27 protein-coding genes are annotated in these 26465 nt (G+C 65.8%); 5 read left to right on the top strand and 22 right to left on the bottom strand.

Going from position 1 to position 26465, the window contains the following annotated elements; genetic code table 11:
- Positions 1-3: 3 nt before the first annotated feature.
- The 10 genes from G471_RS0114845 to G471_RS0114800 all read right to left on the bottom strand — a co-directional run bounded on the left by G471_RS0114845 (position 4) and on the right by G471_RS0114800 (position 7057).
- The gene (locus tag G471_RS0114845; RefSeq protein WP_028996022.1) at positions 4-459 is read right to left on the bottom strand and encodes a c-type cytochrome; all 456 of its coding nucleotides are present in this window, start codon (positions 457-459) and stop codon (positions 4-6) included.
- Positions 460-522: 63 nt separating this feature from the next.
- Positions 523-831 carry a hypothetical protein gene (locus G471_RS18495; protein ID WP_051295522.1) on the bottom strand — a complete coding sequence of 103 codons (309 nt, stop codon included), beginning with the start codon at positions 829-831 and terminating at the stop codon, positions 523-525.
- 185 nt (positions 832-1016) lie between these two features.
- Complete coding sequence (gene ureG, locus G471_RS0114835) at positions 1017-1622, bottom strand: urease accessory protein UreG (protein WP_028996021.1); 606 nt, start codon at positions 1620-1622, stop codon at positions 1017-1019.
- 7 nt (positions 1623-1629) lie between these two features.
- On the bottom strand, positions 1630-2316 hold the full coding sequence (locus G471_RS0114830; protein ID WP_043421680.1) for an urease accessory protein UreF: 687 nt from the start codon (positions 2314-2316) through the stop codon (positions 1630-1632).
- Positions 2313-2852 (bottom strand): urease accessory protein UreE, encoded by a 540-nt coding sequence (gene ureE / locus G471_RS17935; protein WP_043421679.1) that lies wholly within the window; start codon positions 2850-2852, stop codon positions 2313-2315. Before ureE ends, G471_RS0114830 begins: the two co-directional genes overlap by 4 nt.
- A 2-nt stretch (positions 2853-2854) precedes the next feature.
- Positions 2855-4561: an urease subunit alpha gene (gene ureC / locus G471_RS0114820; protein ID WP_028996019.1), complete on the bottom strand. Its 1707-nt coding sequence runs from the start codon at positions 4559-4561 to the stop codon at positions 2855-2857.
- On the bottom strand, positions 4561-4866 hold the full coding sequence (locus G471_RS0114815; RefSeq protein ID WP_028996018.1) for an urease subunit beta: 306 nt from the start codon (positions 4864-4866) through the stop codon (positions 4561-4563). The genes ureC and G471_RS0114815 overlap by 1 nt, the downstream gene beginning before the upstream one ends.
- Positions 4867-4876: 10 nt before the next feature.
- The gene (ureA, locus tag G471_RS0114810; RefSeq protein WP_028996017.1) at positions 4877-5179 is read right to left on the bottom strand and encodes an urease subunit gamma; all 303 of its coding nucleotides are present in this window, start codon (positions 5177-5179) and stop codon (positions 4877-4879) included.
- Between the two features lie 10 nt (positions 5180-5189).
- Entirely contained in the window at positions 5190-6056 is an 867-nt protein-coding gene (locus tag G471_RS0114805; RefSeq protein ID WP_028996016.1) for an urease accessory protein UreD, read from the bottom strand.
- A 128-nt stretch (positions 6057-6184) separates the two neighbouring features.
- The gene (locus G471_RS0114800; protein WP_028996015.1) at positions 6185-7057 is read right to left on the bottom strand and encodes an outer envelope protein; all 873 of its coding nucleotides are present in this window, start codon (positions 7055-7057) and stop codon (positions 6185-6187) included.
- A gap of 397 nt (positions 7058-7454) precedes the next feature.
- On the opposite strand from G471_RS0114800, the gene G471_RS0114785 reads away from it, so the two are divergent.
- The 3 genes from G471_RS0114785 to G471_RS0114775 are packed head-to-tail and all read left to right on the top strand — an operon-like array spanning position 7455 to position 10106.
- Complete coding sequence (locus G471_RS0114785) at positions 7455-8483, top strand: ABC transporter substrate-binding protein (RefSeq protein ID WP_028996014.1); 1029 nt, start codon at positions 7455-7457, stop codon at positions 8481-8483.
- Positions 8484-8540: 57 nt separating this feature from the next.
- Entirely contained in the window at positions 8541-9320 is a 780-nt protein-coding gene (locus tag G471_RS0114780; RefSeq protein ID WP_028996013.1) for an ABC transporter ATP-binding protein, read from the top strand.
- A gap of 9 nt (positions 9321-9329) precedes the next feature.
- Positions 9330-10106 (top strand): ABC transporter permease, encoded by a 777-nt coding sequence (locus G471_RS0114775; RefSeq protein WP_028996012.1) that lies wholly within the window; start codon positions 9330-9332, stop codon positions 10104-10106.
- A 64-nt stretch (positions 10107-10170) separates the two neighbouring features.
- On the opposite strand, the gene G471_RS0114770 is transcribed toward G471_RS0114775, so the two are convergent.
- From G471_RS0114770 to G471_RS0114715, 12 genes are all read right to left on the bottom strand, one after another.
- Complete coding sequence (locus tag G471_RS0114770; protein WP_028996011.1) at positions 10171-10608, bottom strand: nucleoside deaminase; 438 nt, start codon at positions 10606-10608, stop codon at positions 10171-10173.
- Positions 10609-10623: 15 nt separating this feature from the next.
- Positions 10624-11403 (bottom strand): methylmalonyl-CoA decarboxylase, encoded by a 780-nt coding sequence (gene scpB, locus G471_RS0114765; RefSeq protein ID WP_028996010.1) that lies wholly within the window; start codon positions 11401-11403, stop codon positions 10624-10626.
- Positions 11404-11602: 199 nt separating this feature from the next.
- Entirely contained in the window at positions 11603-12748 is a 1146-nt protein-coding gene (locus tag G471_RS0114760) for a GGDEF domain-containing protein (protein ID WP_028996009.1), read from the bottom strand.
- A 101-nt stretch (positions 12749-12849) separates the two neighbouring features.
- Complete coding sequence (guaD, locus tag G471_RS0114755) at positions 12850-14175, bottom strand: guanine deaminase (protein WP_028996008.1); 1326 nt, start codon at positions 14173-14175, stop codon at positions 12850-12852.
- Between the two features lies 1 nt (position 14176).
- Entirely contained in the window at positions 14177-15538 is a 1362-nt protein-coding gene (locus G471_RS0114750) for an 8-oxoguanine deaminase (protein ID WP_028996007.1), read from the bottom strand.
- On the bottom strand, positions 15535-16455 hold the full coding sequence (locus tag G471_RS0114745; RefSeq protein WP_028996006.1) for an ABC transporter permease: 921 nt from the start codon (positions 16453-16455) through the stop codon (positions 15535-15537). Before G471_RS0114745 ends, G471_RS0114750 begins: the two co-directional genes overlap by 4 nt.
- A gap of 12 nt (positions 16456-16467) precedes the next feature.
- A complete protein-coding gene (locus G471_RS0114740) occupies positions 16468-17526 on the bottom strand; it encodes an ABC transporter permease (protein ID WP_028996005.1) in 1059 nt (352 codons plus the stop codon).
- Positions 17513-19051, bottom strand: a complete 1539-nt coding sequence (locus tag G471_RS0114735; RefSeq protein WP_028996004.1) for an ABC transporter ATP-binding protein — start codon at positions 19049-19051, stop codon at positions 17513-17515. Before G471_RS0114735 ends, G471_RS0114740 begins: the two co-directional genes overlap by 14 nt.
- A 2-nt stretch (positions 19052-19053) precedes the next feature.
- Positions 19054-20061 carry a xanthine dehydrogenase accessory protein XdhC gene (xdhC, locus tag G471_RS17930; RefSeq protein ID WP_081700295.1) on the bottom strand — a complete coding sequence of 336 codons (1008 nt, stop codon included), beginning with the start codon at positions 20059-20061 and terminating at the stop codon, positions 19054-19056.
- Position 20062: 1 nt separating this feature from the next.
- On the bottom strand, positions 20063-22366 hold the full coding sequence (gene xdhB, locus G471_RS17925; protein WP_043421677.1) for a xanthine dehydrogenase molybdopterin binding subunit: 2304 nt from the start codon (positions 22364-22366) through the stop codon (positions 20063-20065).
- Positions 22363-23856 carry a xanthine dehydrogenase small subunit gene (gene xdhA / locus G471_RS17920; RefSeq protein WP_043421675.1) on the bottom strand — a complete coding sequence of 498 codons (1494 nt, stop codon included), beginning with the start codon at positions 23854-23856 and terminating at the stop codon, positions 22363-22365. The genes xdhB and xdhA overlap by 4 nt, the downstream gene beginning before the upstream one ends.
- A 79-nt stretch (positions 23857-23935) precedes the next feature.
- Positions 23936-24442 (bottom strand): nucleoside deaminase, encoded by a 507-nt coding sequence (locus G471_RS0114715; protein WP_028996003.1) that lies wholly within the window; start codon positions 24440-24442, stop codon positions 23936-23938.
- Between the two features lie 162 nt (positions 24443-24604).
- On the opposite strand from G471_RS0114715, the gene G471_RS0114710 reads away from it, so the two are divergent.
- Both G471_RS0114710 and G471_RS0114705 read left to right on the top strand, forming a co-directional pair.
- Positions 24605-25684 carry a BMP family ABC transporter substrate-binding protein gene (locus tag G471_RS0114710; RefSeq protein ID WP_028996002.1) on the top strand — a complete coding sequence of 360 codons (1080 nt, stop codon included), beginning with the start codon at positions 24605-24607 and terminating at the stop codon, positions 25682-25684.
- 90 nt (positions 25685-25774) lie between these two features.
- A complete protein-coding gene (locus G471_RS0114705) occupies positions 25775-26344 on the top strand; it encodes a S1 family peptidase (protein WP_028996001.1) in 570 nt (189 codons plus the stop codon).
- Positions 26345-26465 lie beyond the last annotated feature (121 nt).

Raw genomic sequence — 26465 nt, 5'->3', positions numbered from 1 at the left:
GGGTCAGCGCGCCTTGAACGGGTTGTGGCAGCTCTTGCAGCTGTCGTAGACCGCCTGGTAGGCGGGCTCGATGCGCTTGAGGTCCTTGCTCTGTGCGGCGGCCAGCAGTTCGTCGGTGGTCGTGAAGAAGCGCTTGCGCTCTTCCTCGAAGCGCGCCGGTTCTTCCCAGACGCGTGGCGTCGATTTGGTCGGCGGGTAGTTGGTGTCGGGGCCGAAGTGTGCCCAGGGCAGCTCGCGTTTCTCGACCAGCACGGTGGCCATGCGCAGGAAGCGGTCTTCCTCGTAGCGCTTTTCGCGCAGCATCACGCCCATCGGCTCGAACACCCGCAGCATTTCCTTGAACGCATCCTGGCGGGTTTTCACTGGCTGGCCGGGGCGGGTGTCCTCGACTTCGCCGCAGGCGGGCAGCAGCAGGGCAGGGATCAGGGCAAGGAGGGCGGTTCTGGCGATCTTGTGCATGGATATCAAGCGGCGGATGAAGCAAAGGCCGGATTATAACCGGCGCCACCTGCATCCACCGCCTTACCAGGCGCGCGCACCCCGCATGTAGCTGCGTGTTTCGGCGGTGCGCTGCACCGCTTCGACCGGCTTCGCTTCGGGCGCGGCAATGACTTCGGTGTCGCGGGCAACCGGCAGCAGCAGGTCGCGCAGGCGCAGGACCATGATCAGCAAATCCTCGTCGTCGGCGGCATCTTCGACTTCGTTGAGGCGCTGGCGGGCGTAGGCGGGTTCGCGGGTCAGTCGTTCCAGGTCAACGGTCTCGCCCAGGCTGCGCTTCACCTGCAATTTGAAGCGGGCCAGCAACTGCGCGGTTTCCATTTGCTTGTCCATTGGCCGATTTCTCCTTTTTTTGGGTACATCTCCCCGTCGGGGTCGGGTACCGAAAATTAGCGAAAATCGTGCCGGATGTTGCGCTGCAATATAGTGTTTTCCAATCAATGCTTTAGGCATTTCCCTTTGACTGGTGTGGATTTCCTGGTGTTTGCCGATGGTGCGGCCTGCCCGATGATGGTGCGTTACAGCATGCCGCGTTCACGAATGAAGGCGATGATGGTTTCCAGCCCTTCGCCGGTTTTCAGATTGGAAAAGACGAAGGGGCGCTGGCCGCGCTGCGCCTTGGCGTCGGTCGCCATGACGTCGAGCGAGGCGCCGACCATGGGCGCCAGGTCGATCTTGTTGATCACCAGCAGGTCGGATTTGGTGATGCCGGGGCCGCCCTTGCGCGGGATCTTCTCGCCGGCGGCGACGTCGATCACGTAGAGGGTCAGGTCGGAGAGTTCGGGCGAGAAGGTCGCCGCCAGGTTGTCGCCGCCGGATTCGACGAGGATCAGCTCGACGCCGGGAAAGGCGCGCTGCAGGCGGTCGACGGCTTCGAGGTTGATCGAGGCGTCCTCGCGGATGGCCGTGTGCGGGCAGCCGCCGGTCTCGACGCCGATGATGCGCTCGGGCGCCAGTGCCGAGTGATTGACCAGGAACTTGGCGTCCTCGGCGGTGTAGATGTCGTTGGTGACCACGGCCATGTCGATCTTGTCGCGCAGGGCCTGGCACAGCGCCAGGGTCAGGGCGGTCTTGCCGGAACCGACGGGGCCGCCGATGCCAACGCGCAGGGCTTGTTTGCTCATGTTTTTCCTAGGATCTGAAGAGACGGGAGTATTGGGTTTCGTGGCGGGCGCAGGCGATGGCGAAGGCCGGGGTGAAGTTCGACCATTCGCCTTCCGGCAGTTTCAGGGCAAGGGCAGCAATTTCGGGCAGGCGCCCGCCGAGTTTGGCAAGTAGTCGTTGGCCGCTGGCCTGGCCGAGCGGCACCGCTTTCAGCGCGGCCATTACCTGGTTTTCGGCCCAGGCCCAGAGATAGGCGGTCAGCGCCGCTTCCGGGGCTATCTGCCAGGTCGCGGCGATGCCGGCCCAGCCGGTGGGGAAGGCGATCTCGCCAAGTCCGGCGAGTGTCGTTTCGACGCCGCTCAGCGCCGGATCGCGCAGGTCGCGTACCAGCCGGTGCAGCGAAAAGCCCATCTGGGCCGTTTCCGCGCGCAGCTCGGCGGATTCGCGACTGGCCAGGAATTCGGCGTTGAGGCGGGCGATTTCCGCGCGGTCTTCTGCGGTCCACGCGTGCATCAGCGCAAAAACCAGCGGCGCTTCGTAGCGGCCGATACCGTGTGCGAGCAGATCGGCAATCCAGCGGCCGGCGCTTGCCTCGTCACGAATGACGCCGGATTCGACCGCCCATTCCAGGCCCTGCGAATAGGTGTAGGCGCCGACCGGCAGGGCCGGGCTGGCGAGCTGGAGCAGGCGGGCGAGTTGCAGTGAAGGGGTCAACGCGGTTTGAACTCGTGGATTTTCGGCACGGAACGGTGCGGGCCGTGGCCGGGGTTGTGCAGATCGGCATGGTCGGGCTCGTCACCGTGGTGATGATGGCCGCCGTGCGCCCCATAGGCGCCGGATTCCGGCTGAAACGGCGCTTCCGTCTCGCTGATGATGCAGCCTAGGCCGCGTGCCATGTCGGCGAGCACGTGGTCGGTCTGGAAGCGCAGCTTGCCGCCGTTTTCCGTGGGCAGGATCTGCACCGGCACATGGCGGTTGCCGAGATGGTAGGCGGCGCGGGCGAACAGCAGCGGGCTGTCGGCGACGGCCTCGATCAGTTTTTCCGGCGCGGCGAGGATTTCGACGACGGTTGAGCTGTCTTCGGCAATCAGTTTGTCGCCGCCGTGCAGGTGGTCGCCGCGTTCGAGGAAGATGCCGGCTTCAACGCCGGAAGCCAGCGTCACCTTGAGGCGGCTGCGCTTGCGTTCGTCGTAGGCCAGCGCCACTGTGTCGGTGGCGGGGGCGGTGGTGCGTTTGTTCAGGATCAACATGGTCAGAACAGGAAATAGCGTTGGGCCAGTGGCAGTTCGGTCGCCGGTTCGCAGACGAGATGCACGCCGTCGGCCTTGACCACGTAGGTTTCGGGATCGACGGTGATTTCCGGCGTGGCGCCGTTGTGCACCATGTCGGACTTCTGCACGCCACGGCAACCGGAAACGGCGATCAGCGGCTTGCTCAGGCCGAGCGCGGCGACGGCAGGGTTCTGCAGTGCCGCCTGCGAGACGAAGGTGACCGAGGTTTTCAGCGCCTTGCCGAAACTGCCGAACATCGGCCGGTAATGCACCGGCTGTGGCGTCGGGATCGAGGCGTTGGGGTCGCCCATCGCGGCGGCGGCGATCATGCCGCCCTTCAAAATCAGCGACGGTTTGACGCCGAAGAAGGCCGGCTTCCACAGCACCAGGTCGGCCAGCTTGCCGACCTCGATGGAGCCGACGGTGTGCGCGATGCCGTGCGTCAGCGCCGGGTTGATCGTGTATTTGGCGATGTAGCGCTTGACGCGGAAATTGTCGTGGCGCGCGTTGTCTTCCGGCAGCGTACCGCGCTGGACTTTCATCTTGTGCGCCGCCTGCCAGGTGCGGATGATGACCTCGCCGACGCGGCCCATGGCCTGCGAGTCGGAGCTCATCATCGAGAAGACGCCGAGGTCGTGCAGGATGTCTTCGGCGGCGATGGTCTCGCGGCGGATGCGCGATTCGGCGAAGGCCACGTCCTCGGCGATGCTCGGGTCGAGGTGGTGGCAGACCATCAGCATGTCGAGATGCTCGTCGATGGTGTTGACCGTGTACGGCATGGTCGGATTGGTCGAGCTGGGCAGGACATTGGGCAGCCCGGCTGCCTTGATGATGTCCGGCGCGTGGCCGCCGCCCGCGCCTTCAGTGTGGAAGGTGTGGATGGTGCGTCCCTTGAAGGCATCGATGGTGGCTTCGACGAAGCCCGATTCGTTGAGCGTATCGGTATGGATGGCGACCTGGATGTCCATTTCTTCAGCCACTGACAGGCAGCAGTCGATGGCAGCGGGCGTCGTGCCCCAGTCCTCGTGCAGTTTCAGGCCGATGACGCCGGCTTCGACCTGCTCGCGCAGCGCGGCCGGCAGGCTGGCGTTGCCTTTGCCGAGGAAACCGAGGTTCATCGGAAAGGCCTCGGCGGCTTCAAGCATGCGGTGGATGTGCCAGGGGCCGGGCGTGCAGGTGGTGGCGTAGGTGCCGGTCGCTGGGCCGGTGCCGCCGCCGATCATCGTGGTGACGCCGGAATTCAGCGCTTCCTCGATCTGCTGCGGGCAGATGAAATGGATGTGGCTGTCGATGCCGCCGGCGGTGACGATCATGCCTTCACCGGCGATGACTTCGGTGCCGGGACCGACGACGATGGTCACACCGGGCTGGATGTCCGGGTTGCCGGCCTTGCCGATGGAGGCGATGCGGCCGTCCTTCAGGCCGATGTCGGCCTTGACGATGCCGGTGACGGCATCGACGATCAGCGCGTTGGTGATCACGGTATCGACCGTTTCCGCTGAAACGCGCTGGCTCTGGCCCATGCCGTCGCGGATGACCTTGCCGCCGCCGAATTTCACTTCCTCGCCGTAGATCGTGTAGTCCTTCTCAACCTCGATGATCAGCTCGGTGTCGGCCAAGCGGAGACGGTCGCCGGTGGTCGGGCCGAACATCTCGGCATAGGCCTGACGGGTAATCTTGTTCGCCATCACAGTGCTCCCTGAACGAGGCCGCGGAAACCGTAAACCTTGCGCTCGCCGGCCAGCGCGACCAGTTGCACGGTGCGGCTCTGGCCCGGCTCGAAGCGCACGGCGGTGCCGGCGGCGATGTCGAGGCGGTAGCCGCGCGCGGCTTCACGATCGAAGCTCAAGCCGGCATTGGTTTCGTAAAAATGGTAGTGCGAGCCGACCTGAATCGGCCGGTCGCCGGTATTGGCCACCACGAGGGTGATGGTCGGGCGGCCGACGTTCAATTCGAGTTCGCCGGTTTCGGCGAGGAGTTCTCCGGGGATCATCGCGTTCTCCTCAAACAATCGGGTGATGGACCGTGACCAGCTTGGTCCCGTCCGGGAAGGTGGCTTCGACCTGGATTTCCGGGATCAGCTCGGCGATGCCGTCCATCACGTCGGCGCGGCTCAATACCTGGGTGCCGGCGTGCATCAGCTCGGCCACCGTCCTGCCTTCGCGGGCGCCTTCCATGATCGCGCAGGTGATCAGCGCGACGGCTTCCGGGTAGTTGAGCTTCAGGCCCTTGGCCTTGCGCCGCTCGGCCAAGAGGCCGGCGGTGAAGATCAAGAGCTTGTCCTTTTCACGTGGTGTCAGTTCCATGACGACTCCTTCAGGTATTCCAGATTCGGGGCAGCACGGCCGGACGGCCGCAGCCGGCCGGACGCAGGATTTTCCACAGTTCGGCGAACCACTGCCGGGCGGCTTCGCTGTTGTCGCCCAGGTAACGGGCGATGAGCAGGCCGGGCGGGGCGGTGATGCCGTGTAGCGCAGCATCGGCGGGGGCGATGGTGCGCAGGCTTTCGAGCAGCGCAGCAGCCTGTTGCGGCAGTTCAGGGAAACTGCACAGCAGCATGCCGCAGACCGTCTTGCCGGCCCAGGCGGCCGGGCTGGCGAGCAGCGCATCGCTGCCCGAGACACCGCCGCGCTCGATCCACAGCGGCTTGCCGTCGCGGTCGATGCGGCAGAAGAGGTCGAAACGCCCGTGCTCGAAACGTTCGCCGGACGCCGCGCGGCCCAGGCAGAGGATGTCCCAGCCCAGGTAGCGGCTGTCGGCGGCGAGCGTGACGCGGGTGTCCATGCGGGCGATGGCGCCGGCGAAGACGATGCTCTCCTGCGGCAGCCATTCCAGCGTCGCGCCGGCAGCGACGTTCAGCGTCACCGTCTGCGATGCAGCGGCGCCACCCGAGCGGTACCACTTGCCGGCCCCCGGTGTGGTGATCTGGGCATGTGCGTCGGCATCGACCGTGACGCTGATCGTCAGTTCATCGCCTCCGGCGATGCCTGAGGGCGGATGCAGCAGCAGTGCCTGGCAGACGGCCTCGCCTTCCGGGTAAAGCGCTTTCTGCACGCGCAGCGGACCGCGATGGCGGTTTTCGCGCAGCACACTACGGGCACCTTGCCGGGTGAAGGCGAGGTGCAGTTCGGCGTGCCAGGTGGCTGTGTTGTCCGCCTGGTAAACGGGGAGGCGCGAAGTCATGACCGGATTATCCGGGAAACGGCTGGCGACGGGGAATACGCAGGAATGCGCAGGTGGTGTTCGCCGGTAAACGCCGGGCGGCCGCCCGGAAGCGGCCGCAGCATGCAAGATGGTTGGAGGAAAACGCCTCAGAAGTGATATTCGGCGCGGATCATCGGGGTCTTGGCGTAGGCACCATTGCCGGCGGCACCCTTGTGGTCGTTGCCGAACTTGTTCTTCCAGTACTGGTAGCCAACACCCGCCTTGAACGTGTTCTTCTGGGCGCCGATCAGACCGCTGAAATCGTAGAGCAGGGCCATGTCGATGTTGGTTTCGGCCTTGGTCTTGGTCTTGGCGATGTTTTCGTTATCGCCCTTGGCGGCGATGAAATTGGCGTAGCCACTGAAAGAGAAACCGCTGTCGCCGAGCGGAATGCCCCAGGCCAGGTTGAGCATGGGGTGCGGGTCATAGTGGTAGCGGCCGGGCTGGCGGAAGACGGCGCGTGCCGGTTCGTTGCTTTCCCACAATTGCAGCAGGCTGATGTTGAGGAAGCCCGGCACATTCATCATCACCGTCGGGCCGGCGACCAGCATGCGCTTCTTCGACTGGTAGCTATCGCCGCTCTTGTTGTTGTAGTCGAAACCGGCGGTAAAGCCGAAGCCACGGAACGGGCCGACCGCCAGACTCTTGCCGGCGATCTTGCCGAAGTCGAAGGTGTGACGGTAAACAATATAGACTTCCTGAGCGCTGCTCTCCTTGTTGGGAACACCGTTGGTCGTCGGCGAGTCGTTGCTGTCCGACATCAGCATGTCGACGTTGAAGTAGTTGCTGCCGTACTTGTAGCCACTGGCGTGGGTCAGGTTGATGATGTTCTTCTTGATGTCGTTGTTGTTGAACGGCTCGGCGAACTTGGTGCCGTAGCGGTAGCCGATCGAGGTATCGCTCCAGTCGGCGGCGCTGGCACCGGTAATGCCGACGGCGAGCAGGACGCTGGCGGTGAGGATGGACTTCTTGGCAAACATGATTGAACCTCCTGGTTTTGAGTTTGGGTGATCTCGTGCGGATGCTGCGGTGCAGCAGCCAGGCGACGGGCAAAATTTATCAGGAAGCGGCGTTGATGACCGGCATACACGGTATCGCTGAAATCATATAGTCGGTTTCTTATATCCCATTGAATATAATGGGCTTATCTCGCAGCAAATATACTTTCGGCATGCACGGTGAGGGGGCGTTTTTGCTGCTCATGCACCAAATCGAGGCGTGCTTTTTGCGCTATTTTGGTGAAAACCTTCTGCTGGCTTGACCGACGCGGCCTCGGGAAATTTCCGGTTTTAAAAAGTTGTTTAAAAACATAGACTTATTGCTTGGCACGGCGATTGCATGAAGACGGCCATTCACAACCGTTCAGGAGAATCGCTCATGTCCCTTCCCTTCAATGCCTGCCGTCGCCTGCTGCTTGCCGCTGGCCTTGCCTGCCTGACTGTGCCGGCGTTTGCCCAGGCTCCGCAGAAGATCAAATTCACGCTTGATTGGCGTTTCGAGGGCCCGTCCGCACCTTTCCTGATGGCCAAGGCCAAGGGTTACTTCGCCGCCGAAGGGCTGGATGTCGAGATCGATTCGGGCTCGGGTTCGGCCGGTGCCGTCACGCGCGTCGCGACCGGCGCCTACGACATGGGCTTTGCCGACTTCAATGCACTGGTCGAGCATGAGGCGAAGACGCCGGGCTCCAAGATCCAGGCCGTCTATATGGTGTACAACGCAACGCCGGCCGCTGTCTTCGTGCTCAAGAAGTCTGGCATCACGAAGCCCGCCGACCTCGTCGGCAAGACTTTGGCGGCACCGGTCTTCGATGCTGGCCGCAAGGCCTGGCCGGCTTTTGCCAAGTCGAATGGTCTGGCCGTCGATGCCGTCAAGTGGCAGAGCGTCGAACCGGCGCTGCGCGAAACCCTGCTCGCGCGTGGTGACGTGGATGGCATCACCGGTTTCTACTTCACCAGTCTGCTCAACCTCGAAGCGCGTGGCGTCAAGCCGGAAGAGATCGTTGCCCTGAAGTATCCGGATTTCGGTGTTGCGCTCTATGGCAACGCGATCATCGCCAGCCCGAAACTGATTGCCGAGAAGCCGCAAGCGGTGGCCGGCCTGCTGCGCGCCTTCAACAAGGCGCTCAAGGAAACCATCGCCAACCCGGATGCCGCGATTGCCTACGTCAGGGAGCGCGATCCGCTGATCAACGTTGCCCTCGAAACGCGTCGCCTCAAGCTGGCACTTGAATCCAGCGTGATCACCCCGGAAGTCAAGGCCAATGGTCTCGGTGCCGTGACCGGCGAGCGCCTGCAACGCTCGCTCGCCGAAACCGTCGAGGCCTATGGCCTGCCGGCGATGCCGAAGGCCGGCGATCTGTTCAGTGCTGCCTTCTTGCCGGCCGCTGCCGAGCGCGCACTCAAGTAAGTCCCCCGGCCGGCGGCAGTCGCCGCCGGCCGTTGCCGTTACCGATAGGGAATCCGCATGTCTTTCGTCAAGTTCGAGAACGTCAGCCTGGCCTACGCACCAGGCGGCGCCAACGCCATCGAGGATGTCAGTCTGGACATCCGTGAGGGTGAATTCGTCGCCGTCGTCGGCCCGTCAGGTTGTGGCAAATCCACCCTGATGAAGCTGGTCTCCGGCCTCAAGCCGCCAAGCAACGGTTACGTCTTTGTCGACGGCCGCGAGGTCGGCGGTCCGCTGAAAATCGTCGGCATGGCCTTCCAGGCCGCCAACCTGCTGCCCTGGCGCAGTACGCTGGACAATGTGATGCTGCCGCTGGAAATCGTCGAGCCCTTCCGCAGCAACCTGAAGAAGGAAAAGGCGCAATACACGGCCGACGCCGAGGCATTGCTCGCCCGCGTCGGGCTGGCCGGCTACGGCGACAAGTTTCCCTGGGAACTGTCCGGCGGCATGCAGCAGCGGGCCTCGATCTGCCGCGCGCTGATCCACCAGCCGCGCCTCTTGATGCTCGACGAGCCCTTCGGCGCCCTCGACGCCTTCACCCGCGAAGAGCTCTGGTGCATGCTGCGCGACCTCTGGCAGGAGAAGCCGTTCACCGTCATTCTGGTGACCCACGACCTGCGCGAGGCGGTCTTTCTGGCCGACACCGTCTACGTGATGAGCAAGCGCCCGGGCCGCATCCTGGTGCGCAAGGAAATCGAACTGCCGCGCCCGCGTCCGCTCGATGTCACCTACACCGACACGTTTGCCGCCTACGTGCACGAGCTGCGCGACCACATCGGCCGCATCCGCGAATCCTGAGGAATTCCCATGGTCATCAAACCTTCCACCCTCATCAAGGCCGCGCCCTGGTTGCTCACTGTCGCCATTTTCCTGATCTGGGAAATCATCTGTACCGGCCTGGCCATTCCCGATTACCTGATGCCGGCGCCGAGCGCGATCTGGGTCTCCGGCGTCGAATACGCGGGGCCGATCATGATGCACGCCATGCAGACGCTGTGGACGACGCTGGCCGGCTTCGCCATTGCCGTCGTCGTCGGCATGATGCTCGGCCTCGCCGTTGGTGCCTCGCCCTTGGTGTACAAAGCCTGCTACCCGCTGCTGGTCGGTTTCAACAGCATTCCCAAGGTCGCCTTCGTGCCGGTGCTCGTCGTCTGGTTCGGCATCGGCACCATCCCGGCCATCCTCACCGCCTTCCTGATCTCCTTCTTCCCGGTCGTGGTCAACGTCGCCACTGGCCTGGCGACGCTGGAACCGGAACTGGAAGACGTGCTCCGTTCGCTCGGCGCCCGTCGCTGGCAGATCCTGATCAAGGTCGGTATTCCGCGCTCGCTGCCGTTCTTCTTCGCTTCGCTGAAAGTGGCGATCACGCTCGCCTTCGTCGGCTCGGTGATCTCGGAAACGGTCGCCTCCAACCTCGGCATCGGCTACCTGATGATGTCGGCCAGCTCGTCGATGAACATGCCGCTCGTCTTCGCCGGGCTGATCGTCATCGGCGTCATGGGGGTGGTCATGTACGAACTCTTCGCCCTGGCGGAGCGGCGCCTGACCGGCTGGGCGCACCGCAACCCGAACGCGCCGGGCTGAAATCGCGCAACTGTCGCGACAACGGCGCCCGCGGGCGCCGTTTTTCATGGTGCGGGGCGCCGGTTCAAACCCCGATATCCTCATTCCACAATTCCGGCCGGGCGGCGATGAAGTCGCGCATCAGGGCGATGCAGCTTTCGTCCTGCAGCACCTCGACGGCAACGCCGCGCGAGCGCAGTAGTTCTTCTTCGCCCATGAAGGTCCGGTTCTCGCCGACGATGACGCGGCGAATGCCGTAAAGCAGAATCGCCCCGCTGCACATCGAACAGGGCGACAAGGTGGTGTACAGCACCGCCTCCCGATACACCGAGGCCGGCTGGCGGCCGGCGTTCTCGAAGGCATCCATCTCGCCGTGCAGGATGGCGCTGCCCTGCTGGACTCGCCGGTTATGCCCGCGCCCGATGATGCGACCGTCGTGCACGATCACCGAGCCGATGGGAATGCCGCCCTCGGCCAGGCCCTGCCGGGCTTCGGCAATGGCGGCCTGCATGAATTCGTCCATGTCTTGCCTCTCCTGTCACTCGCCGCGATAGACCGGCGTGCGTTTTTCCTTGAAGGAATTGATGCCTTCGGCGTAGTCACGGCTGTTGTATACCACACGGCGCAGGCCCTGGATGCGCTCGAAATCGGCCGGCGACAGGGCGTGTGCGGCAGCCAGGATGCGTAGTTGTTCCTTCATGACGCCAATCGCCAGCGGCGAGTTGTGGGCGATGGTCTGCGCCATGTCGTGCGTTAACGCGGTGATTTCGGCAACCGGTACGACGTGGTTGATGATGCCCTGGCGTTCGAGGCGGGCAGCGGTCATCGGACGACTGGTGAATAGCAGCTCCTTGGCGATGTGTGGTGGCGCGGCGTTGAGGAAGGTGAGCAGGCCGGTCGCGTTGTAAGGCACGCCGAGCTTGGCCGGCGTTGCGGCAAAAGTCGCCTCGGGCGTGGCGACGATCATGTCGCAGGCAAAGACCAGTTCGCAGGCGCCGCCCCAGACGCTGCCCTCAATCAGCGCAATCACTGGCGCCGGAAAGGCTTCCACCTCGCGGATCAGCATGCGCAGCGGGTCCTGCCAGCCGAGCGGGTCGACGCCGCCGAGCGGCAGTTCGGCGACATCGTGGCCGGCCGACCAGACCTTGGCACCAGGCTGCGCACGCAGGATGGCAACGCGCGCCCCGGCTTCCCTGAAGTCGGCGAGGGTGGTGGCGATGGCATGGACCAGTTGTTCGGACAGCGCATTGCGCTTGAGGTCGTGATTCAGGGTGATGGTGCCGATGCCTTCGTTGACCGAGGCAAGAATCAGGGACATGAATTTTCCTGTAGATAATGATCTTGGACTATTGTGCCCCAGACTGTTACCGCCAGCACCTGCGTCGCGCTCAGGCTGCGCTTGTTGCCGAGACTCATCGGCGCACTGCTTGCTCTGGCCGTGCGTTGCCAGCTCGTTGGCCGACAAGGCTCCACCGAGGTGATCGCCCTGCGCGGCACGAATGGCTGATCGTCCCGACTTACTCGCTCAACTGCCCGCGTCCCGCCGCCTTGGCCCGGTATAGGGCGGCGTCGGAGCGCCGGCGCAGGTCTTCCAGTGTGGTGTCGCCGCTTTCCAGACAGGCCAGACCGGTGCTGAAATCGAGCGGGTAGCCGAGTTCGGCCGGTGCCATGTCTGCCAGTAGTCGACGCAGGCGGGCATCGTAACGCTGCGTCGCCGCGTTGCCGGCCAGCGGCAGCAGGGCACAGAATTCCTCGCCGCCGATTCGCGCCACCACGTCTTCCTGGCGCTGCTGGCTGTGCAGCAGCTTGCCGAACAGTCGCAAGGCGGCATCACCGGCTTCGTGGCCGCGTTGGTCGTTGATTGCCTTGAAGTGGTCGAGGTCGAAGGAGAGCAGGGCGAGTGGCTGGTTGTGCCGACGGGCCAGGGCGAAGGTCCGTTCGCCGTGTTTTTCCCAGCCGCGGCGATTGAGCAGCGTGGTCAGCGGGTCGGTCAGGACCAGCGCTTCCAGGCGCAACTCGGCTTCTTCCCGCCAGGCCACGAGCAGTGAGACGTTGGCGAGCACCATGGCGACGTTGGCCACCAGCAGCGACGCCACGTTGACCGGATGCGGGGCAGCGAAATTCGGATAAAGCTCGGGGTAGAAAGCGCCCAGCACGCCGCGCGCCAGGGTCAGAACGCCCATCGTCGCAAAACAGGTGAGCAGGGCGAAGCGCCAGCTACCGCGCAGGGCGCTGCGCGGGCGCAGGGTGGCGTAGCAGAGGATGGCCAACTGCAGGGCGATGAGCAGGTTGGCCCAGCCGACGCGGGCGCTGTAGCTGTCGAACAGCAGCAGGTAGCCGATGGGCAGGGCGATGGCGAGTCCGCCCAGCAGGCGACCGCCGGCCCGCTCGCCCAACCATTCGCCAAGAGCCCGGAAAAGCAGCCAGTGACTCGTCCCGTAGCCTGCCATCGAGAGCGTCGACAACAGCCGGTTGGCCCAGTCGGGGGCGACCTGCTCGGACAGGATGACGGCGATCCAGGCCCCGGCATGCACGATCAGCGAGAGCCTGGCCGCCCGCGCCGCCGGGCTCAGTCTCTTGCCCATGATGACTGGCAGGAGCACGGCCAGGGCGAGCAGGTTGGTCACGCTGACGACGAGCAGCGTCTGTGGATCGAGCGACATGGAGGGAGGTGGAAGCAGGCCCGGGGGGCGGCAAAGGCGAACATGTTACCAGTTCGCCAGGCCCGCGAAAGCGCCCCGTCCCAGGCGAAGCAGCTGACGGATCAGTCCGCGGCGGCGGAGACTCTTTCCCCCAGCACATGCGTCGCCGTCACGCAGCGTTCGTCGCCGAGGATCATCAGCGCGAACAGCGTCGCCGCCAGTTCGTCGGTCTTTTCCAGGCGGAAGTCGAGTTCCGGCGTCGCGCGCGGGTTGAGGACGATGAAGTCGGCTTCCTTGCCGGGGGCGAAGTTGCCGATGAAGTCGTCGAGGTAGAGCGCCTGCGCGCCGCCCAGCGTGGCCAGGAACCAGGCGCGTAGCGGCGGCAGCGGGCGGCGGTGGACTTGCGAGACCTTGTAGGCTTCGTCGAGCGTGCGCAGCATGCTGAACGAGGTGCCGCCGCCGACGTCGGTGGCGAGGCCGACGCGGATGCCGGCATCGACGGCGGCAGCGTGGTTGAAGAAGCCGCTGCCGAGGAAGAGGTTGGAAGTCGGGCAGAAGGCTGCCGCCGTGCCGGTTTCGGCCATGCGCGCGACTTCGGCCGGCGACAGGTGGATGCAGTGGCCATAGATGCTGCGTGGGCCGAGCAGACCGTGGCGGTCGTAGACGTCGAGGTAGTCGCGCGCTTCCGGGAACAGCGACTTGACCCAGGCGATCTCGTCGAGGTTTTCGGCCAGGTGCGATTGCACGTGCAGGTCCGGTTTGCTTTGGTAAAGCTCGCCGGCCAGGCTGAGCTGGGCTGCGGTCGAAGTCGGCGCGAAGCGCGGCGTCAGGCAGTAGCGCAGCCGGCCCTGGCCGTGCCAGCGCTCGATCAGCGCCAGGCAGTCGCGCTCGGCGTCGGCGACGGTGTCGCACAGCGCCGGCGGCGCGTGGCGGTCCATCATGACCTTGCCGGTCAGCATGCGCAGCCGGCGTTTTTCGGCGCCGGCCATGAAGGCGTCGACCGAGCCGGCATGCACCGTCGAGAAGACGGCGGCGGTGGTCGTGCCGTGGGCGAGCAGGCGGTCGAGGAAGTAATCGGCGGTGTGTGCGGCGACTTCCGGGTCGGCGAAGGCGGTTTCGGCCGGGAAGGTGTAGTCGTTCAGCCAGTCGAGCAGTTGCCGGCCGAAGGAGGCGATCACCGCCGACTGCGGGTAATGGCAGTGGGTGTCGACCAGGCCGGGCAGGATCAGCTGGTCGCCGTAGTCGGTGATTTCGGCGGCGGCGCGTTCGGCTGGCGCGATGCTGGCTTCGACTGCCGCGCGCGTGCCGGCGGCAGCGATGCGGCCGGCGACGATCCACAGCGCGCCGTCGGGAAAGTACTCATAGCTGTCGGCGGCGTCCGCTTCGCCCGGGTCGGCGAGGAAGTGGAGGACGCGGCCGAAGACCAGTTGTTTGCGGGTGGCGTTCATGTCAGTGCGCAGTGTTGGCCAGTTGCCGGGCCAGCCGGTTATGTTCGGCGACCAGCGGCGGCAGGTCGAGCGGCAGCAAGTGGCCGTCGGTGACCACCGCCTTGCCGTTGATGATCGAATGGCGCACCGTTTGCGGTGTGCAGAAGACCAGCGCGGCGACCGGGTCATGCACGGCGGCGCCGGCCAGGTCGAGGCCGCCGGTAGCGAAGGCGACGAGGTCGGCGCTCATGCCCGGGGCGAGGGCGCCGATGTCGTCGCGGTTGAGGACTTTGGCACCGCCCAGCGTCGCCAGTTCCAGCGCCTGGCGGGCGCTCATCGCCGCCGGACCGTGGCCGACGCGGGCCAATAGCATCGCCTGTCGCGCTTCGCCGAGCAGGTGGGCGGCGTCGTTCGAGGCGCAGCCGTCGACGCCCAGCCCGACATTGACGCCGGCGGCGCGCATCGCCGGGATCGGCGCAATGCCGGAAGCCAGGCGCATGTTCGAGCACGGGCAATGCGCGACGCCGGTGCCGCTGCGGGCAAAAAGATCGATGCCCGGCGCGTCGAGCTTGACGCAGTGGGCGTGCCAGACATCGTGGCCGACCCAGCCGAGCGATTCGGCGTATTCGGCCGGCGTCATGCCGAACTTCTCGCGGCTGTAGGCGACGTCGTTGTCGTTCTCGGCGAGATGCGTGTGCAGTGAAACGCCGTAGCTGCGCGCCAGTTCGGCGGCGTCGCGCATCAGTTCGCGGCTGACCGAGAACGGCGAGCAGGGCGCGACGACGATGCGCTGCATGGCGTGGCGTTTGGGATCGTGCCAGGTTTCGATCAGGCGCTGCGTGTCTTTCAGAATCGCCGCTTCGTTTTCGACGAGGCGGTCCGGCGGCAGGCCGCCCTGGCTTTCGCCGACGCTCATGCTGCCGCGCGCGGCGTGGAAACGCATGCCGATGGTGGCGGCGGCTTCGATGCTGTCGTCGAGCCGGCTGCCGTTTGGGTATAGGTAGAGATGGTCGCTCGACGTGGTACAGCCGGAAAGGATCAGCTCGGCCATCGCGGTCAGCGTCGACACGCGGATCATTTCCGGTGTCAGCCCGGCCCAGATCGGATAGAGCCGGCGCAGCCAGCCGAACAGTTCGGCGTCCTGGGCGCCGGGGATGGCGCGGGTCAGGCTCTGGTACATGTGGTGGTGGGTGTTCACCAGGCCGGGCAGGGCGACCGTGCCGGCCAGCGAAATGACCTGATCGGCGGTGGTTGGCAGCTCGGCGCTGGGGCCGACCGCCTCGATCACGCCGTCGCGGATGAAGACGCCGCCACCGGGGATTTCGCGGCGGGCAGCGTCCATGGTGACGAGGACGTCGGCGTCCCTGAGCAGCAGTGTTGTCATGGCAGGAAAGGCTTGCCGAGCGAAGCCGGCAGGTTCAGTTGCAGCAGCTTGCGGTCGCGCGAGATCAGCACCAGGACGACGATGGTCGCCAGGTAAGGCAGCGCCGCCAGCAGTTGCACCGGCACCGAAATGCCGAGGCCCTGGGCGTGGAACTGCAGGATGGTGACGAAGCCGAACAGGTAGGCGCCGAGCATCAGCCGGGTTGGTTTCCAGGTGGCGAAAACGACCAGGGCGACGGCGATCCAGCCGCGTCCAGCGCTCATGTTCTGGACCCACAGCGGCGTGTACACCGTGGCCAGGTAGGCGCCGGCAATACCGGCCATGGCACCGCCGAAGATCACTGCGCCGTAACGGATGGCGATCACCGGGTAGCCGATCGCGTGGGCGGCCTCCGGCGCTTCGCCGACCGCCTTGAGCAGCAGGCCGAGGCGGGTTTTCGTCAGGGTCCAGGCGACAAGCGCGAAGGCGATCAGCGACAGGTAGACCACCCAGTCCTGCCGGAACAGCGCCGGCCCGAGCAGCGGGATGTCGCTGAGCAGCGGAATGGCGATCGGCTGCAGGCCGGGCAGGCTGTAGCTGACGTAGTGCTGGCCGATGAAGGCCGACAGGCCGATGCCGAAAATGGTCAGGGCCAGCCCGCAGGCGGCCTGGTTGGCGGTCAGCGACAGGGCGAAGAAACCGAAGATGGCTGCCGCCGCAGCGCCGGCCAGGGCGCCGGCGGGCAGGCCGATGACGGCGCCGTAGCCGGTCTCGGCGGCAGCGGCGAAGCCGGCGATGGCGCCGATCAGCATCATGCCTTCGACGCCGAGGTTGATGACGCCGCTGCGTTCGGCGACCAGTTCGCCGAGGCCGGCGAAGATCAGCGGGGTGGCGGCGGCGAGCGTGCCGGCGAGGATCAGGGGAAGGTAGTCGAGCATCGCAGTCTCCGGTCAGCGGGCGCGGCGGCGCAGGCGGTTATCGATGAAGGCGTCGGCGCCAAGCAGGAAGAACAGCAGCATGCCCTGGAAGATGCCGGTGATCGCCGCCGGCATCTGCAGGCTCAGTTGCGCTGCTTCGCCACCGAGGTAGATCAGCGCCATCAGTGTGCCGGCGAGGACGATGCCGAGCGGGTGCAGGCGACCAAGGTAGGCGACGATGATCGCTGCAAAGCCGTAGCCGGGCGAGATGTTGAGGTTCAACTGGCCGACCGGTCCGGCGACTTCGCCGACCCCGGCGAGGCCGGCGGTGAGGCCGGAAATGACCAGGCTGAACCACACCGTCTGCTTCGCCGGAAAGCCGGCGTAGCGCGCCGCCGCCGGTGCCAGGCCACCGACTTCGAGACGGTAGGCGAGAAAGCTCCTGGCGTTGAACAGCCAGAAGGCGAGCACCGCGAAAATGACGATCCACAGCGAACTGTTGATCCGGAAACCCTCGACCAGCAGGCCGAACAGCGCCGCGTCGTCAAACAGGATCGACTGCGGGAAGTTCATCCCCTCCGGGTCGCGCCACGGGCCGTGCATCATGTACGACAAGAGGTGGCTGGCAACATAGGTCAGCATCAGCGTGGTCAGTGTTTCCTCGGCGTTGAAGCGCGTCTTGAGCAGCGCTGGGATGGCGCCCCACAAGGCGCCGCCGATGGCGCCGGCGACGACCATCGCCGGCAGTACCCAGGCGGCACCGGTTTCGCCGTAGGCGATGCCGATGCCGCCACCGAACAGCGCGCCGACGATCAACTGGCCTTCGGCGCCAATGTTGTAGATGCGCGCCTTGAAGCCGATCGCCAGGCCCTGGGCGATGAGGATCAGCGGGCAAGCCTTGATCAGCAGTTCGCTCCAGCCGTAGCCGGTGGTCAGCGGTTCGACGAAGAAAACGTGGAAGGAGTCGAGCGGCGACTTGCCGAGCGCCCAGAACAGCACGGAGCCGACCAGCAGCGTGGCGGCGATGGCGATCAGCGGCGCCGTCCAGCGCATCAGCTGCGACGGCTGGGCGCGTGGTTCAAGCAGGTGCATGGCTGACCTCCGCGTCGGTGTCGGTGAACAGGCCGGCCATCTGCAGGCCGACCGACTCGGCGTCGGCCAGCTCGCGTGCTTGCGGTGCCGACAGGCGGCCGGCGGCGAGGACGGCGATGCGGTCGCTGATTTCGAACAATTCCTCGAGCTCCTCGGAAATGACCAGGATGGCGACACCGCTGCGCGACAGATCGAGCAGCGTCTGGCGCAGGAAGGCCGAGGCGCCGACATCGACGCCCCAGGTCGGCTGGGCGACGATCATCAATTTGGGGGCGAGCATGATCTCGCGACCGACGATGAATTTCTGCAGGTTGCCGCCGGACAAGGAGCGGGCGGCGGCGCCTGGCCCGCCGCAGCGGACGTCGAAGCGGGCGATGCATTGCTCGGCGAAGGCCTGCGCCTTGTCGAAAGCGACCAGCCCCCAGCGCTTCATGCCCTGGCGGTGGCCGGTGAGCAGCGCGTTGCGGGCCAGCGACAGCGCCGGTACGGCGCCGCGCCCCAGTCGTTCTTCAGGAACGAAGACCAGGCCGCGGTCGCGCCGCCGGCCGGCGTCGAGGTGGCCGACGGCCTCGCCGGCCAGCCAGACCGCTTCGCGGTCCACCGTCGTTTCGCCGGACAAGGCGGCCAGCAGTTCGGCCTGACCGTTGCCGGAAATGCCGGCGATGCCGACGATCTCGCCGGCGTTCACCGTCAGCGAGATATCCTTGAGCGAGGTGCCGAAGGGGTCGTCGGACGCCAGGCTGAGGCGTTCGACCTGCAGCACCGGATGGACCGGACCGTGGTAGGGCGGGGCAACGCAGACCGGCAGCTCGCGGCCGATCATCATGCGTGCCAGCGAAGCTGGCGTTTCGTCGCGCGGGATCGCGGTGCCGGTCACCTTGCCGCCGCGCATGATGGTCGCGCTGTCGCACAGCGACTGGATTTCGTGCAGCTTGTGGCTGATGTAGAGGATGGAAACGCCTTCGGAAGCCAGCCGGCGCAAGGTCTCGAACAGTTTCTGCACGGCCTGCGGCGTCAGCACCGAGGTCGGCTCGTCGAGGATCAGCAGCTTGGGGTCCTGCAGCAGGCAGCGGACGATCTCGACCCGCTGGCGCTCGCCGACCGACAGGCTATGTACCAGCCGGTGCGGATCGAGCGGCAGGCCGTAGCGTTCGGAAACCTCTTTCACCCTTACCGCCAGCGCCGCAAGGTCAAAGGCTTCGTCGAGGACCAGGGCGATGTTCTCGACCACGCTCAGCGTCTCGAACAGCGAAAAATGCTGGAAGACCATGCCGATGCCCAGGCGGCGCGCCTGCGCCGGATTGCTCACGTTCACCTGGCGACCGTCCCAGAGCATTTCGCCACTGTCGGCCTTGACCGCGCCGTAGATGATCTTCATCAGCGTGCTCTTGCCGGCCCCGTTTTCGCCGAGGATGGCGTGGATCTCGCCGGGCATCACGCTCAGGCTGATGTCGTCGTTGGCGACGACGCTGGGATAGCGTTTGCTGATGTGCAACAACTTGAGACGGGCTTCGGGCGAGCTCATGCTTACTCCGGCAGGTCGGGGCGAACGGGAATGGTGCTCAGGCGCGGACGGCCGGCCTGGTGCAGCAACTGGCGTGCATGATGCAGGCTGAGCAGTTCGGCGGCAACCGCCAGGGCAATCGCTGACGGTTCCTTGCCGACGATGCCGGGAATGCCGATCGGGCAGGTCATCTCGCGCAGGCGGTCGGGTGCCAGACCACGGTCGCGCAGCCGGCGCTCGAAACTGGCGCGTTTGCTGTGCGAGCCGATCAGCCCGAAATAGGCGAAGTCGCGGCGGCGGAAGATCGCCTCGCACAGCGCAAAATCCAGCGTGTGGCTGTGCGTCATGACAACGAAGAAAGTGCCGGCCGGCGCTTGTGCCACTTCGCTTTCGGGCAGGTCGGTGAGGCGGGTGTCGACACCGCTCGTATCGACATCGGCAAAGGCTTGGTCACGCGTGTCGATCCAGGTGACGGTGGCGCCCAGTGGCAGCAACTGGCGGATCAGTGCCCGGGCGACGTGGCCGGCCCCGAAAACCCAGACCGGGAAGGCGCTGCCGGCGATGTCCTGCACGAAATGCCAGTCCTCCGGCCCGCCGAGCAAGGCGGTGGCGCAGGCGGCGGCGCCGGTCTGCCAGGTCGATGCGCTGTCGCCGGCGGCCAGCCGGCGTTGCAGGCGGGCGCCACCAGCCAGCGCGGCGCTGCGCTGCGCCCAGGCGGCGGCCTCGCTGGCGGGAATCTTCTCGTAAGCGAGCCAGACGACGCCGCCGCAACACTGGCCGAGCCCGGCGCCGAGCGCGTAGCGCACCACCTGCGGCCGGCCGCCGCCGGCCAGCAGGCGGTCGGCGTGGGCGGTCGCCTGCCATTCGAGGTGGCCGCCGCCGATGGTCAGTTCGGTCGTGCTGGCGCTGATCAGCATGGTCGTCCCGGCGTCGCGCGGCGCCGAGCCCTGGACGGCGGCGACGGTGACCAGTACGACATCCTCGCCGGCGGCGAGGCGGGCGGCCAGCGGGGCGACCCAGTCGGCGGCCATTTCAGCTGCACCCACCGGAAATTGCGCGCAGGATCGCTTCCGGCGTTGCCGGGGCGTCGAGCTGCAGTGGCTGGCCGGCCGGCAGGGCGGCGGCGACCGCGTCGCGCAGCGCCTGGTAGACGGAGAGGGCGAGCATGAACGGCGGTTCGCCGACCGCCTTCGAGCGGTGGATGCTGTCCTCGACGTTGGCGTTGTCGTAGAGGCGGACGTTGAAGATGTCCGGCAGGTCGCTGGCGGTCGGGATCTTGTAGGTCGACGGGGCGTGGCTCATTAGCTTGCCGTCCGGGCGCCACCACAGTTCCTCGCTGGTCAGCCAGCCCATGCCCTGGACGAAGCCGCCTTCGATCTGGCCGATGTCGAGCGCCGGATTGATCGAGCGGCCGGCGTCGTGGAGGATGTCGACGCGCAGCACGCGGCTCTCGCCGGTCAGCGTGTCGATGGCCACTTCGCTGCAGGCGGCGCCGTAGGCGAAGTAGAAGAAGGGCCGGCCGAGCTTGGTCACCGGGTCGAAATGGATTTTCGGCGTCTTGTAGAAACCGGCGTCCCACAACTGGATGCGCGCGCGGTAGGCGCGCATGACGAGGTCGGCGAAGGCTTCGTCGAAGGCGCTGCCGGCGCGTACCCGGCCGTCTACGAACTGCACGTCGGCGGCGTGGACCGCGCCGTTGGTCAGTTCGACGACGAAGGCGGCGAGCCGCGCCTTGATGTTGGTGCACGCCGCCTGCGCCGCCTTGCCGTTGAGGTCGGTGCCGCTGGAGGCGGCGGTGGCCGAGGTGTTGGCAACGCGCCGGGTGTCGGTGGACGAGAGGCGGACGTCGGCGAAGGGCAGGCCGAATTCGTGGGCGACGATCTGCCGCACCTTGGTGTACAAGCCCTGGCCCATCTCGGTGCCGCCGTGCGAGACGAGCACGCTGCCGTCGGTATAGACATGGACCAGCGCGCCGGCCTGGTTGTAATGCGTGGCGTTGAACGAGATGCCGAACTTGACCGGGGTCAGCGCGATACCGCGCTTCAACACCGGGCTGCCGGCGTTGAATTTGGCAATCGCCGCGCGGCGGGCGGTGTAGGCGCAATCGCGTTCAAGTTCGGCGACCAGTGCCGGGGCGACGTTGTCTTCGATCGTCGTGCCGTAGGGGGTCAGCGAACGGGCCCCCGGTTCGACGTCGTAGAAGTTGACGCGGCGGATGGCCAGCGGGTCGCGGCCGAGGTGGCGGGCGATGTCGTCGAGCACGTTCTCGATGACGAACATCCCCTGCGGCCCGCCGAAACCGCGAAACGCCGTGTTGGAGACGCGGTTGGTCTTGCAGCGCAGGCTTTTGAGCGCCACCGCGTCGAGGTAGTAGGCGTTGTCGATGTGGCAGATGGTGCGGTCGTTGACCGGCCCCGAGAGGTCGGCCGAGTGGCCGCAGTCGGCGGCGAATTCAAGCTTCAGGCCGAGCAGGCGGCCGCTGTCGTCGAAGGCGCTTTCCCACTGGTAGCGGTAGGGGTGGCGCTTGCCGGTGGCGACCATGTCGTCGTCGCGGTCGAGGCGCAGTTTGACCGGTTTGCCGGTGTTGACCGCAAGCAGGGCGGCGAGGCAGGCCCATTGCGCCGACTGCGATTCCTTGCCGCCGAAGGCGCCGCCCATGCGCCGGCATTCGACGCTGACGCGGTGGGCGCGCCAGCCCAGACAGTGGGCGACCATCTGCTGCATCTCGGTCGGGTGCTGGGTCGAGCAGAGGACGTGCAGCGTGCCGTCGTCGCCCGGCTGGGCATAGGAAATTTGCCCTTCGAGGTAGAAATGCTCCTGGCCGCCGAGCACGGCGCTGCCGCTCAGCCGGTGCGGGGCGTCGGCAAAGGCGGCGTCGACGGCACCGCGCTGCATGGAAAACGGCGGCAGCACCCAGGATTCGGCGGGAATCGCCGCGTCCATGTCGAGGATGGGCGGCTCGGCGTCGTAGTCGATCTTGGCCAGGCGCGCCGCCTGGCGGGCGATGTCGCGCGTCTCGGCGGCGACGACGAAGAGCGGCTGGCCGTGAAAACGGATTTCGCCATCGGCGAGGATCGGGTCGTCGTGCAGGATCGGCCCGCAGTTGTTGTCGCCGGGAATGTCGGCGGCGGTGAGCACGGCGCGCACGCCGGGATAGGCGCGCACGGCGCTGAGGTCGATGCTGCGGATGCGGCCACGGGCGATGGTCGATAAACCGGGCGCCGCGTGCAGCGTGCCGGCGGCTTGCGGCAGGTCGTCGACGTAGTGGGCCTTGCCGCTGACGTGCAGGCGGGCGCTTTCGTGCGGCAGCGGGCGGCCGATCAGCGAGGTGCTCATGCCTTGTCCTCCGGGGCAATTGGCGTCAGCGCGGCAAGGCGCACCGGCGCGTCGGCGGCGCCCGAGGTCTCCAGCCAGAAGCGTTGCAGCAGGTTGGCGGCAACGCTCAGGCGGTAGGCGCTGCTGGCGCGCACGTCGGTGAAGGGGGCGAAATCGCTGCCCAGCGCGTCCATCGCCCGGCGCACGGCGGCGGCGTCCCACGGCCGGCCGAGCAGCGCCGCTTCGGCGCCGGCCGCCCGTTTCGGGGTTGCCGCCATGCCGCCGAAGGCGAGGCGGGCGCGGCGGATGCAGCCTTCGTCATCGACATGGACGGCCAGCCCGCAGGCGACCGCCGAAATGTCCTGGTCCAGCCGCTTGGCCACCTTGTAGCTGCGGAAATGGCGTTGTAGCCCGGCGGCCGGCGCATCGAGGACGAGCGCGCGGACGAACTCGCCGGGGGCCAGCGCCGTCTTCTGGTAATCGAGGTAGAAATCTTCCAGCGCCATTTCGCGCGTCGCCGCGCCGCGCTGCAGCACGATGCGCGCGCCGAGGGCGATCAGCGCCGGCATCGAGTCGCCGATCGGCGAGCCATTGGCGACGTTGCCGCCGAGCGTGCCGGCGTTCTTGACCGGCGTCGAGGCGAAACGCCGGGCCAGTTCGGCCCATTGCGGCTCGAAGGCGGTGAGCGCCGCGAAGGCGTCGGTCAGGGTGGCGCCGGCACCGATTTCCAGCCGGCCAGGGCCGATCTGGATGCGCTTGAGTTCGGCGACGGCGCCGGTCAGGATCAGTTCGCCGAGGTCGCGTCCCTGTTTGGTCACCCACAGGCCGACATCTGTGCCGCCGGCGACCAGCCGGGCGTTCGGCAGCCGCTCGCGCAGTTCGGCGAGTTCGGCCAGCGTGCGCGGGCTGTGGCTTTGCCGGCCGTCGCCGAGGTAATCGAGCGGCGGCAGGTCGGCCAGTGTTTTCAAGGCAGCGATCACCGGCAGGCGGTCGAGCTGGCGGCGCGGCAGCGCGTAGGCGTCGCGCGCGGCATCGACGATGGGGCGGTAACCGGTGCACCGGCACAGGTTGCCGGACAGCGTGTGGTCGATTTCGTCGCGTTCCGGGCAATGGTCCTGGTTTTCATAGAGGGCGAACAGCGACATGGCGAAACCCGGCGTGCAGAATCCGCACTGCGAGCCGTGCCGGTCGACCAGCGCCTGCTGTACCGGGTGCAGTTGCTCGCCAGCCGCCAGGTCCTCGACCGTGAACAGCGCCTTGCCGTCGAGCGCGGGCAGGAACTGGATGCAGGCATTGACCGCACGCAGGCGCAGTTCTTCTGCACCGGTTTCGCCGACCAGTTCGCCGATGACCACCGTGCATGCGCCACAGTCGCCCTCGGCACAACCTTCCTTGGTGCCGGTCTGGCAGAGATCCTCGCGCAGGTACTGGAGCACCGTGCGCGTCGGCGCTGCCCCCTGTATGGCGTGGATGGCGCCGCGGAAATAGAACTGGATTGGACGTTCGGACATGGACGGAAAGTTCGTTGATGGCATGGACCAAAGTTAGCACAGGGCAAAGGCGCCGGGCAGCGCCCGCCATGGATAAGGACTATGCGCCGGGGCTTATGGTTCGCCAGAATCCCGCATGTGGGCCAGCCGCCTCGTCTTCCAGGCAGGGGCCGACGACCTCGATGCGGCGCTGGCCGCGCGCGAAGACCTCGCGGCAGGGCAGGGCGAAGGTCGGGTTTTCCGGGTGGTCGCCGGTCAGCGTCAGCAGTCGGTGTTCGGACAGCGCATAGACGACGCGGCCGATGCCGCACCAGTAGATTGCCCCGGCGCACATGGCGCAGGGCTCGGCGCTCGAATACAGCGTACACCGGGCGAGCTGGGCCGGCGTCAGCAGGCGGGCGGCACGAGCAGCGGCGACCAGTTCGGCGTGGCGGGTCGGATCGCCTTCGGGCGGCAGCGAATCGTTGCCGGCTTCGACCACGATGTTGTCGTGCTCATCGACGACGATGGCCGCGAATGGGTGCTTGCCGGCATCGCGGACCTGGCGGGAGAGCATGATGCAGTGCTGCAGGAAACGGGTATCCTTGCCGTTCGGCTGGGGGTGCATGGGGAAACCTCCGATCAATGTTGCCTGGCATTATCCGGCGTCGGGCCGGCGCGTGATGACAGCGGCGAGCAATACTGTTCATAACGTTGGCAAGATAGGTTGCTGCGGCGTGCGTTGTTACAGTGAAGGCGATTCAACAAACCCCGTAAAGGAGATTTCCGCATGATTCCGAAAAGCTTCAAGACCCTTGCCGCTGCAGGCCTGCTCGCGCTCTCCTGCGTTGCCGGCGCGCAGACCGGTGCCCCCCTCAAGGCTGGCTTTGTCTACATCGGCCCGACCGGCGACCACGGCTGGACCTATTCCCATGATGTCGGGCGCAAGTCCGTTGAAGCCCAGTCCGGCGGCAAGGTGAAAACCAGCTACGTTGAAAACGTCCCGGAAACCGCCGACGCCGAACGCGTCTTCCGCGATATGGCCCAGAAGGGCCACAAGGTCGTCTTTGGCACCTCTTTCGGTTACATGAACCAGATGGTCAAGGTCGCCAAGGCCTTCCCCAACACGGTTTTCATGCACGCCACCGGCTACAAGACCGACAAGAACCTCGGCGTCTACGACGTCCGCACCTACGAAGGCGCCTACATGCTCGGCGTCATCGCCGGCAAGATGAGCAAGGGCAACAAGCTTGGCGTCGTCGGTTCGATCCCCATTCCGGAAGTCATCCGCAACATCAACGCATTCACGATTGGCGCCCGCAGCGTCAACCCGGCCGCCACGACCCGCGTCATCTGGGTCAATAGCTGGTTCGATCCGGGCAAGGAACGCGAAGCCGCGCTGGCGCTGATCGCCCAGGGCGCTGATGTGCTCATGCAGAACACCGATTCCCCGGCCGTCGTCCAGGTCGCCCAGGAAAAAGGCGTGCTCGCCTTCGGCTGGGATTCCGACATGAGCAAGTTCGGCGGCAAGGCCCACCTGGCCGCGTCGATCCTGAACTGGGGCGTGATCTACAAGAAGACGCTCGACGAAGTCCAGGCCGGTACCTGGAAGAGCGGCGACATCTGGTGGGGCGTCAAGGAAGGCGCAGTCAACATCGACAACTTCGGCCCGGCCGTTTCCCCCGAGCTGAAGAAGATCGCCGAACAGCGCCGCGACGATATCAAGTCCGGCAAACTCCACCCCTTCACTGGCCCGCTCAAGGACCAGTCGGGCAAGGTCGTCCTCGCCGCCGGCAAGAGCTACACCGACCCCGAACTGAAGCAGATGAACTTCTACGTCGAAGGCGTCGAAGGTTCGATCCCGAAGTAAGCAGCAACACGGCACCGGCCGGTTTCGCCCGGCCAATGCACAAAGCCCCCGGCCTTGGTCGGGGGCTTTGTTTTAGTGTTTAATCACGGCATGAAATCCATCGTCATGCTATTCCTCTCGCTGTTGCCGGTTTCTGTCCTAGCTGAGAATCCTTACGCGGTTGAATCCGCAATTTATAAAGTTGTTGTTCCGGTCGGCAATTCAAACTATTTCGGCACCGGCGTACTGTTGTCACCCGACAGGATTTTGACGAATTGTCATATCGTCCAGGGCAAGGGCGGATGGCCGAAGGTGATGCAGAGAAAGACAGGCGATTGGTTCAAGGTGGCAAAGTACTACCAGCTTGGAAAGCTTGACGCCTGTGTTCTTGTCGGGGGCTTCCGGGGGCAGCCTGTTGCGCCTAGTGCGAAGATCGTCGAAGGAGAAAACATCTGGCTGTATGGATATCCATCAGGCATTCCGGTAATCGGGCAGGGGTCTGTCCTTGGGTATGCTGATGGCGGAAAAACCTTGAAGCTCGGGGCTTTCTGCTCGGGAGGATCGTCGGGCGGACCGGTACTGAATGCTCGCGGCGAATTAATCGGCCTCAATTTCGCCGTCTATCGCTATCAAAAATCCTGTCTCGCCATTCCTGTGATCGAATTGCGGCCGTATCTATAGTTGCGATCGATGTGCTTCCCGATTTGGCGCGTTTGCACTCAATGGGCATGCTTGTTGTGACAGGTGGAAATTAACCGTTGTCAGGACATCGGCCACTGCGGACCGTCGGGCTGTGGCCAGT

This window comes from Azonexus hydrophilus DSM 23864, assembly GCF_000429605.1.
Taxonomy (GTDB): domain Bacteria; phylum Pseudomonadota; class Gammaproteobacteria; order Burkholderiales; family Rhodocyclaceae; genus Azonexus; species Azonexus hydrophilus.
Note: the sequence above shows the minus strand (reverse complement) of the source record. Positions and strands in the feature narration are given on the sequence as shown.

What these genes read in the sequence shown, in the direction of transcription:
- G471_RS0114800 (WP_028996015.1), bottom strand. Translation starts at nt 7,057, where the DNA reads ATGTTTGCCAAGAAGTCCATCCTCACCGCCAGCGTCCTGCTCGCCGTC.
- G471_RS0114760 (WP_028996009.1), bottom strand. Translation starts at nt 12,748, where the DNA reads ATGTCGCTCGATCCACAGACGCTGCTCGTCGTCAGCGTGACCAACCTG.
- G471_RS0114740 (WP_028996005.1), bottom strand. Translation starts at nt 17,526, where the DNA reads ATGCACCTGCTTGAACCACGCGCCCAGCCGTCGCAGCTGATGCGCTGG.
- ureE (WP_043421679.1), bottom strand. Translation starts at nt 2,852, where the DNA reads ATGTTGATCCTGAACAAACGCACCACCGCCCCCGCCACCGACACAGTG.
- G471_RS0114705 (WP_028996001.1), top strand. Translation starts at nt 25,775, where the DNA reads ATGAAATCCATCGTCATGCTATTCCTCTCGCTGTTGCCGGTTTCTGTC.
- G471_RS0114750 (WP_028996007.1), bottom strand. Translation starts at nt 15,538, where the DNA reads ATGACAACACTGCTGCTCAGGGACGCCGACGTCCTCGTCACCATGGAC.
- ureA (WP_028996017.1), bottom strand. Translation starts at nt 5,179, where the DNA reads ATGGAACTGACACCACGTGAAAAGGACAAGCTCTTGATCTTCACCGCC.
- G471_RS0114845 (WP_028996022.1), bottom strand. Translation starts at nt 459, where the DNA reads ATGCACAAGATCGCCAGAACCGCCCTCCTTGCCCTGATCCCTGCCCTG.
- G471_RS0114775 (WP_028996012.1), top strand. Translation starts at nt 9,330, where the DNA reads ATGGTCATCAAACCTTCCACCCTCATCAAGGCCGCGCCCTGGTTGCTC.
- G471_RS0114815 (WP_028996018.1), bottom strand. Translation starts at nt 4,866, where the DNA reads ATGATCCCCGGAGAACTCCTCGCCGAAACCGGCGAACTCGAATTGAAC.
- xdhA (WP_043421675.1), bottom strand. Translation starts at nt 23,856, where the DNA reads ATGTCCGAACGTCCAATCCAGTTCTATTTCCGCGGCGCCATCCACGCC.
- G471_RS0114710 (WP_028996002.1), top strand. Translation starts at nt 24,605, where the DNA reads ATGATTCCGAAAAGCTTCAAGACCCTTGCCGCTGCAGGCCTGCTCGCG.
- scpB (WP_028996010.1), bottom strand. Translation starts at nt 11,403, where the DNA reads ATGTCCCTGATTCTTGCCTCGGTCAACGAAGGCATCGGCACCATCACC.
- G471_RS0114780 (WP_028996013.1), top strand. Translation starts at nt 8,541, where the DNA reads ATGTCTTTCGTCAAGTTCGAGAACGTCAGCCTGGCCTACGCACCAGGC.
- guaD (WP_028996008.1), bottom strand. Translation starts at nt 14,175, where the DNA reads ATGAACGCCACCCGCAAACAACTGGTCTTCGGCCGCGTCCTCCACTTC.
- G471_RS0114805 (WP_028996016.1), bottom strand. Translation starts at nt 6,056, where the DNA reads ATGACTTCGCGCCTCCCCGTTTACCAGGCGGACAACACAGCCACCTGG.
- G471_RS0114785 (WP_028996014.1), top strand. Translation starts at nt 7,455, where the DNA reads ATGTCCCTTCCCTTCAATGCCTGCCGTCGCCTGCTGCTTGCCGCTGGC.
- xdhC (WP_081700295.1), bottom strand. Translation starts at nt 20,061, where the DNA reads ATGGCCGCCGACTGGGTCGCCCCGCTGGCCGCCCGCCTCGCCGCCGGC.
- ureC (WP_028996019.1), bottom strand. Translation starts at nt 4,561, where the DNA reads ATGGCGAACAAGATTACCCGTCAGGCCTATGCCGAGATGTTCGGCCCG.
- G471_RS18495 (WP_051295522.1), bottom strand. Translation starts at nt 831, where the DNA reads ATGGACAAGCAAATGGAAACCGCGCAGTTGCTGGCCCGCTTCAAATTG.
- G471_RS0114745 (WP_028996006.1), bottom strand. Translation starts at nt 16,455, where the DNA reads ATGCTCGACTACCTTCCCCTGATCCTCGCCGGCACGCTCGCCGCCGCC.
- xdhB (WP_043421677.1), bottom strand. Translation starts at nt 22,366, where the DNA reads ATGAGCACCTCGCTGATCGGCCGCCCGCTGCCGCACGAAAGCGCCCGC.
- G471_RS0114715 (WP_028996003.1), bottom strand. Translation starts at nt 24,442, where the DNA reads ATGCACCCCCAGCCGAACGGCAAGGATACCCGTTTCCTGCAGCACTGC.
- ureG (WP_028996021.1), bottom strand. Translation starts at nt 1,622, where the DNA reads ATGAGCAAACAAGCCCTGCGCGTTGGCATCGGCGGCCCCGTCGGTTCC.
- G471_RS0114735 (WP_028996004.1), bottom strand. Translation starts at nt 19,051, where the DNA reads ATGAGCTCGCCCGAAGCCCGTCTCAAGTTGTTGCACATCAGCAAACGC.
- G471_RS0114770 (WP_028996011.1), bottom strand. Translation starts at nt 10,608, where the DNA reads ATGGACGAATTCATGCAGGCCGCCATTGCCGAAGCCCGGCAGGGCCTG.